The sequence below is a fragment of the Niastella sp. genome, assembly GCF_045805085.1.
Taxonomy (GTDB): Bacteria; Bacteroidota; Bacteroidia; order Chitinophagales; family Chitinophagaceae; genus Niastella.
Genome location: NZ_JBJMLX010000497.1, coordinates 1 through 7,170, shown reverse-complemented (window position 1 = coordinate 7,170; position 7,170 = coordinate 1). Strand labels below are relative to the sequence as shown.

Genomic DNA, 7,170 nt, shown 5'->3' with positions numbered 1-7,170 from the left:
ATACCGGCATTGTTCACCAGGATATCAATATGACCGAGTTGCGTTATTATCTGTTTTACCAGTGTGGGTATGGCTTCCAGATCGCTCAGGTCAGCGGCGATGGGCACGCAGAGGTTACCCAGGTTTTGTTTGGCCTGGTGCAGCTTTTCCTGGTCACGGCCTACAATGACCGTAGTGATATTGTGCTGCACAAATTTCTCTGCAATGGCCAGGCCAATGCCAGAACCCCCTCCGGTTACTATAGCTACTGTTTGATTACTTGAGTTCATTTATTCTAAGTTTAACAATCTTTAATTTTAAATTGTAGGTTTTGTGGTCAATGGTGAATCGTGAAACGTCAAACGTGAAAGGACTCGCGATGGGGTAATATTCTTTACTGTTTTCTTCTCTCACTCGTCTTATCGCCCTTTATCAACTCTATCAACCCCATCAACTCTATCAACTTGTTAACTCGTCAACTGATCAACTCCTCAATGCGGTGCATACGGAAATTCCAGCCCTTCATAATACGCCAGCGTATGATCCGGTTGCTCATATTTGGCCGGAATAGGTTTATTGGAAAAGGTTTGAAAATACAATAAACAGGCGTTGCGCCACCACACGGCTTCCTGCTCCTGAATGGCCAGCAGTTGCTTCACTTCATTGAACCGCCCGGCATCGATATAATTTTTCATTCCATCCCAGCTGCGTTGCATCCAACGTACGGAATCAACGCCACTGTAATATTTATCGCACAACGTCTCCCACAGCGTTTTGCCGGAATGCATTTTATAATCCCAGGGAACGTGATGAAACCATAATAAAAAAGCTTCCGGACAGGTAGCCAAATTTTCAAATTGCTGCCGCACAGCCGGCTGGTATTGCGCCAGGGCGTTACTGCCCCTGGCGGTACGATCGAACCCAATACCAATGGAGTCTGCTTTATGAAAATATACCGGGTTCCAGTCGGCACGCGGCGCTTTGTTGTACCAGGGGGCCGGACCGTAATGATGTCCATAACCCATAATATGGTGCAGACCAAGCGGCGTCATGTAATTCACCTGTATTTCCCTTGAGGCAAGCATGAGTTGTTGAACCGTATCAACAAAAGCCTGTTTATTGGTAAAGGTTTGCCGCAGCCACTCGCTGACAATTTGGGCCGAAGTTAAGGTATTGTCCCAGGCCAGGCGCCCCAGCGTATACCAGTTGGCCTGGCCAAAAGGATGACCCGTCCAGTTGATATCGCTGCCAATATTCGAAACGCCTGCCATGCCGCTGAGGGTATGGCCATCGGTGGCGCCATCTACTATTTGCGCTACAGTACTATTATTTTTTGCATGGGTGTCGGCGTCCAGCACTTCTTTGAACAGGGGTGCCAGGTATACCAGGTGGGTGGCAAAACCCAGATACTCCTGCGTGAGCTGGTATTCCATCATCAACGGGGTTTGCGGCATAGCACCAAACAATGGATGAAAAGGTTCCCTCGGTTGAAAATCGATGGGCCCATTCTTTACCTGCACCAATACATTTTTTCTGAACTGCCCATCGAGTGGTTTAAAATCATTATACGCTTGCTTGAACCTGTCTTCAGGAGTTTCGCTGCTGTACACAAATGCACGCCACATTACAATACCATCATGAGGAGCCATTGCATCAGCGAGCATGTTGGCACCATCGGCATGGGTACGATTGTAATTTTGCGGGCCCGGTTGTCCTTCAGAATTGGCTTTCACCAGGAAACCGCCAAAGTCCGGGATGTATTTATAGATCTCGTCGGTTTTATCTTTCCACCATTTTCTTACTTCTTCATTTAAGGGATCGGCTGTTTTCAGTTTACCGATCTCAACAGGTGCGCTAAAACGGGCTGTGAGGTATACTTTTATATGGTATGGCCTGAAAACATTGGCCAGCGCCGCTACTTTTTGCAACCACTCTTCTGTTAAGAGTATGGCATTTGCGTTTACATTGGTAAGCACGGCGCCATTGATGCCGATAGAGGCATTCGCCCTTGCATAATCAATATACCGCTGGTCGATGTAACCGGGCAAACGTTGCCAGTCCCAAATGGAACAACCGGCATAACCCCGCTCTACAGTCCGGTTCAGGTTATCCCAATGATTCAGTAACCGGAGTTTTATTTTAGGTACACTGGTTATCGACAACTGCTGGATGGATTGCTGGGTTTGCAGCAATCGTAAAAAATGAAAAGCGCCATAAAGTATGCCCGCTTCTTTATTCGCGGTGATGAGCGTAACGTTCTTCCCTTCATATTTCACCGTATGGATTATAAAGCCTTCATCGCCCAGACGCGCCAGTGCGGTATCGCCTACCAGCTTGCGAATAACCGGTGAATGCGCAGGTAGTCCCAATAAAACAGTTCCATTAATAACAGCTGTTTGTACAGGTACCTTTTTACCCAGTAAACCGGATAACCCGGTTTGCAATTCCTGTTTGGCTGCAAGCAGTTTTGCTTCATCAGCCTGGCAATTGATGCTGGTGATCTGTTGCCGGTATTGTTGTAGTAAAGAGGGGTTGTCGATTGTATTGTAGCGTAACCACAAGCGATACCCGTCTTCCGCGGATACGGAATTATAAATGAGAACGGCGAATATAATTAGGAGCCTTTGTTTCATATGGTAATGTTAGGTCTGAGTGTATTGCTTATGGCTTATAACTGTATTCCTGAATTTGCCTTCAATGAAGATGCTCTTATTATCAGTTCTGACCGTAATAAAATGGTATTGGTAGCGTCAATGCTGTTCACGCCATTTAAATGATTGATTAAACTGGCGGCTGCCATTTCACCCATTTTATAGCCGGGGTAATTAATGGTTGTTAAATTAGGTTCAACCACAGTTGACACGGGGTCGTTGTTAAACCCTACAAAAGCAATGTCCTGCGGAATGCGGATGCCAGCTTTTTTCAAAGCCACCATACAACCAACGGCACAGTTATCATTCGCGGCAAAAACGGCATCGGGCAACGGGTTCATCTGCAAAATAGCTGTAGCTGCCTGCACGCCGGCTTCCCGGCTCAGGTTATTGATTAGAATATATTTTTCATCAAAAGTCAGCTGGTGATCGGCCAGCGCCTGTTTGTAACCAGCCAGCCTGTCAAGATACACATTTCGTTTTGGCGTGGCAGTAATATGTAGAATGCGTTGGCAACCCTGGGCTATCAAATGGCTGGTTGATTCGTAGGCGCCTTTGCGGTTATCGATCAATACACTGGTGAAATCAGGATGTTCGGCCACGCGATCGAAAAATATCAGGGGAACGTTCTTTTTAATGAATTGATCAAAGTGGGAGAGATCGTCTGTTTCATAAGCGAGGGATACCAGCAGGCCATCCACCCGGTTATTGAACATAGTTTTGGCACTGTCTACCTCTTTACTTGCCGACTCAGACGATTGACTGATTATAAGCGTATAGCCTTCGTTATTGGCAACACTTTCAATACCGGCAATCACTGTGCTCATGAAATAACTGTTGAGCCGCGGAATGATCACCCCGATGGTATAGGTACGCTGCTCCCGAAGGTTGCGCGCGAAATGGTTATATCTGTAACCCATTTCTTCAGCCAGCTCGAAGATCTTCTTCCTGGTTTTTTTGCTTACAACAGGGTCATCTTTGAGGGCCCGGCTTACCGTAGCTATTGAGATATTCAATTTACGGGCAAGGTCGTAAATCGTTATTTCTTTGGGTTTTTCCATACAATCGCTTACACGTTGATAGTAAAGGTAGAATAAAATTATTTTTTAAAAAACAATGTAATCGGTTACATCGTCTCATTTTTCTGGTTAAATTAGTGTCAGGAATTGTTTATCGATTGATTGCCATGTAGATAAAAAGGGTTGAATACCATGCTCAGGACAAAAGCAGCAGGCAGGAGGAATGGGGCAAAGGGTAAAGGGCAAAGTTCGCTGAACGGAAGGCTTAACGCCAATAACTTAAAAACTTAATAACTAACGAACTGAATAGAAAACAAATTAAGAATTAAGATCACTATGGAGTATACAATGCGTTGGTTCGGGCCTAATGATCCCGTTCCATTACAACATATCAGGCAGGCAGGATGTTCCGGAGTAGTAACGGCCCTGCACCACATTCCCGTGGGTGATGTATGGACTGTAGACGAGATCAACAAACGAAAAGCCATGATCGAAGCGGCGGGCATGAGCTGGACGGTCATTGAGAGCTTACCGGTACATGAAGACATTAAAAAGCAAACCGGTAATTACCAGCAGTACATTCAAAACTACAAGGAAAGTCTGCGTAATGTAGCTGCCTGTGGGTTACAGGTTATCACCTATAATTTTATGCCCATACTTGATTGGGTTAGAACCGATATTAACTATAAAATGCCCGATGGCAGTAAGGCCCTGTTCTTTGAACGGCTGGCCTTTATTGCCTTTGATGTGTTTATGCTGGAAAGACCGGGTGCCGAAAAAGAATATACAAAGGAAGAACTGAGCGGCGCAAGGCATTATCTCGACAGCATAACACCTCAGAAAAAAGAAACCTTGTACCGCAATGCCTTGTTGGGACTGCCAGGCAGTGATGAACCTTTTACGAAGGAGCAGGTACTGGCTGCATTGACAACCTATCGCCACATCGATGCGCAGCAATTAAAAGCACACCTGTTTTATTTCCTGCAACAGGTAGTGCCTGTGGCAGAGGAATGTGGATTGAAAATGGCTATCCATCCGGATGATCCGCCATACCCGGTATTGGGATTGCCCCGTATTATGAGCACCGAACAGGATGTAAAAGATCTGTTGCAGGCGGTGCCTTCCAAAGCAAACGGTCTGTGTTTTTGCACGGGTTCATTGGGTGTAAGGACAGACAATGATTTGCCCGGCATAGTACAACGCTATGGCGATCACATTCATTTTGTACACCTGCGCAGCACAAAAAGAGATGGGGCCGGCAACTTCTTTGAAGCCGATCACCTCACGGGTGATGTTGATATGTATGCGGTGATAAAAGAACTGGTGCTGGTTATGCAAAAAAGAAAAGTATCATTACCCATGCGCCCCGATCATGGTCACCAGATGCTGGATGACCTGAATAAAACTACCTACCCGGGCTATAGTGCCATTGGCCGGTTACGGGGATTAGCAGAGTTGCGGGGGTTAGAATTGGGAATTGTTAGAAGTTTGCAGGTAAGTTGAGGGGGTTGATAAGGTTGACAAAGTTAATACAACATAAAAGCCCACTCCGGTAACCGGTGTGGGCTTTTTGCTTTTGTCCTGTCTGCCGTCTGCCTTGCTACTCTTTCATCCCCCCATGCTTAAACAAATAATAGGCTGTTTGATATGCCGCAATTGCTTTCCTGCTCAATGCTGAATCATTCTTTATAACATGCTGTTCATCTGTTTTGGCATTCCAGATACTGGTGGTAACCTGTTGTTGCGGACTGGCAATCACCAGGCTGTCGTGTTGCAGATAACCCAGCTTTTGATAAGTAGCAACATAGGCCCTGGGTTGAAAGGTTGGTAACAACACATTCTTGCCATACCAGTTTGATTCGTATTGCCAGTTCATCAGACCGAATAAGGTGGCAAACATATCTATCTGCGAACATTGTTTATCGATGACGTGACTGGCATCGTTTTTCAAATTATAAATGATACAGGGAATATGGTATTTTGAAACATTGATCTCATTTTTACCGGCGCTGCTGGCGCAATGATCGGCCACAAAAATGAATACCGTATTATTGAACCAGGGTTTGGTGCGTACTTTTTTCAGTAATTCCCCAATGGCATAATCAGTATATTTTACGGCTCCATCCCGGCCTGAGCCGGAAGGGATATCGATCTTTTTATCGGGATAAGTAAAAGGACGGTGATTGCTGGTGGTCATCACAAAATCAAAAAAGGGCTGTTGTTTGGCATAACGCTCATCAGCCTCCCTGATAACTGCATCGTACAGGTCTTCATCACAAATGCCCCAGGCATTGGCAAAATGAATGTTCTTGTCATCAATAATACTTCGGGCGCCGGTGAAATGATCGCCCGGTTCAAACCGGCCGCCTTTATCGATTATATCGAATCCATTACTGCCAAAGAAGTTATTCATGTTATCAAAATAACCGTCACCCCCATAAAAGAATGAGCGGGAATAACCTGCTTTTTTAAAAATGCTGCCAACGGTAAACAAACCCTGGTTATCGCTGCGCCGCACAATACTATTACCGGGGGTGGGTGGAACGCACAGCGTCAAAGCTTCCATACCCCGCACGGTACGCGTGCCTGTTGCATACATATTGGTGAACAGAATGGCCGAATCAGCCAGGGCATCGAGCACCGGTGTAATGTGGCTGGTATTGCCAAAATGTTCCATAAAATCGGCACTGAAACTTTCAATGGTTACCATTATCACATTAGGCTTTTGCTCCATCCCGGCATTAGCTATTTGCCGCCTGATGGTGTAACCGTTCGCCATGAATGGCGAATTGGGCTCCTGCAGATCGGAACGTACTATTGAAAAAGCGCTTTCTTCCGGTTCCTTCGCATAAAAATCATAATAGTTCAATTCATTATTCCTGAAAGCAGAAAAGAAGGAGTAGATACCTGCCTTCGATAATTCATTCTGATACCGGTTGTGTTGTCCATCGGCCCAGGAATTGGAGATGAACAAAAGGCCCATAAATGCACCAAATATTACCATGCCGGTATATAAAAGGCGCGTAGCAAAAGGAGTATCAGATTTAAAACTCTGTTGAAAGAACCTTCTTTTATAAAAAATAAAGAGCACCAGCCCCGTCAGCAACAACATGCCACTGATAAGCCAGGGCAGGGGATACGACTGGTTGATATTATTGATAACCTCAAATGTATATACCAGGTAGTCTACCGCAATAAAATTGAACCGGCTTTCAAATTCATCCCAAAACGCAAATTCGGCAAAGAAGGAGAACATGATGATAAGCACGGTCAGAAAAAAGCCGGCATAGGTTATTACTTTATTAACTCTGGACGTATTCCAGCGTTGGGGCAGTATCAATAAATATAAAGAATACACCACGCAGAAGCACAGGGCCACTATGGTATCAAAGATCAGTCCCTGGCCATATATGCGCAAACAGGAAACAATACCAGGATCTGCTTTGTGAAATGACCATGCCAGTAAAACGGTTCTTGTAATAAATGAGATAACCAGGAAGAACAGTATGAAGTGGAATAGT

Annotated in this window: 5 protein-coding genes; 1 reads left to right on the top strand and 4 read right to left on the bottom strand. The window is 45.3% G+C overall.

What is annotated here, in order from left to right; genetic code table 11:
- The 3 genes from ACJ751_RS26160 to ACJ751_RS26150 form a co-directional block, all read right to left on the bottom strand.
- The coding region (locus ACJ751_RS26160; protein WP_407748485.1) for an SDR family oxidoreductase at window positions 1-269 on the bottom strand (269 nt) is incomplete at its 3' end.
- A gap of 201 nt (window positions 270-470) precedes the next feature.
- On the bottom strand, window positions 471-2,612 hold the full coding sequence (locus ACJ751_RS26155) for an alpha-glucuronidase family glycosyl hydrolase (protein WP_407748484.1): 2,142 nt from the start codon (window positions 2,610-2,612) through the stop codon (window positions 471-473).
- Between the two features lie 35 nt (window positions 2,613-2,647).
- Window positions 2,648-3,691, bottom strand: a complete 1,044-nt coding sequence (locus ACJ751_RS26150; RefSeq protein WP_407748483.1) for a LacI family DNA-binding transcriptional regulator — start codon at window positions 3,689-3,691, stop codon at window positions 2,648-2,650.
- 294 nt (window positions 3,692-3,985) lie between these two features.
- On the opposite strand from ACJ751_RS26150, the gene uxuA reads away from it, so the two are divergent.
- A complete protein-coding gene (gene uxuA, locus ACJ751_RS26145; RefSeq protein WP_407748482.1) occupies window positions 3,986-5,152 on the top strand; it encodes a mannonate dehydratase in 1,167 nt (388 codons plus the stop codon).
- Between the two features lie 97 nt (window positions 5,153-5,249).
- Here uxuA and ACJ751_RS26140 read toward each other — a convergent pair.
- Window positions 5,250-7,170 (bottom strand): LTA synthase family protein (locus tag ACJ751_RS26140; protein ID WP_407748481.1); only part of this gene is annotated, 1,921 nt, incomplete at its 5' end.

Coding starts and splice junctions, on each gene's coding strand:
- ACJ751_RS26155 (WP_407748484.1), bottom strand. CDS start 2,612: ATGAAACAAAGGCTCCTAATTATATTCGCCGTTCTCATTTATAATTCC.
- ACJ751_RS26150 (WP_407748483.1), bottom strand. CDS start 3,691: ATGGAAAAACCCAAAGAAATAACGATTTACGACCTTGCCCGTAAATTG.
- uxuA (WP_407748482.1), top strand. CDS start 3,986: ATGGAGTATACAATGCGTTGGTTCGGGCCTAATGATCCCGTTCCATTA.